Origin of the sequence: Vibrio sp. 10N.261.51.F11, from assembly GCF_041471665.1 — a bacterium.
Lineage (GTDB): Bacteria > Pseudomonadota > Gammaproteobacteria > Enterobacterales > Vibrionaceae > Vibrio > Vibrio crassostreae_C.
The window spans coordinates 1-329 of the sequence record NZ_JBFROW010000073.1 but is presented as its reverse complement, the minus strand read 5'-3'; the positions used below and the strand labels follow the sequence as shown (position 1 = coordinate 329).

Annotated in this window: 1 protein-coding gene; it reads left to right on the top strand. The window is 43.2% G+C overall.

The window, feature by feature from the left end:
* Nucleotides 1–151: 151 nt before the first annotated feature.
* Nucleotides 152–325 carry a hypothetical protein gene (locus AB4351_RS19860; RefSeq protein ID WP_372126938.1) on the top strand — a complete coding sequence of 58 codons (174 nt, stop codon included), beginning with the start codon at nt 152–154 and terminating at the stop codon, nt 323–325.
* Nucleotides 326–329: the final 4 nt, after the last annotated feature.

The window sequence follows — 329 nt, the reverse complement described above, 5'->3', positions numbered from 1 at the left end:
TAGCGGCTTCGTTCAACAAACGCTTCAAGACGGATTCGCAACGCGTGGCATTTTTAATATGCGTTGATTTTAGTGATTTAGGTGGTGTGCGGCAGCACCGTATTGCGTTGCTCACCACTTAAGCGGGCGTTATATGCAAAAGGAGTATTTAATGAAGCTGGTAGTTCCCTCGTTAGATGTTGCTGAAAATGAAGGTTTTCAACAAGATATCTTAAGACGAGAAGCCTTTGGTGAGTCACTAAAGAATCTTGTCATCCGTTCTGATGATGAGCTTGTAGTTTCACTAGACGGTAAATGGGGAGAGGGAAAGGGCTTTGTTGCGTAATTAA

Excerpts from the sequence above, each read along its gene's own strand:
- AB4351_RS19860 (WP_372126938.1), top strand. The coding sequence starts at position 152 with ATGAAGCTGGTAGTTCCCTCGTTAGATGTTGCTGAAAATGAAGGTTTT.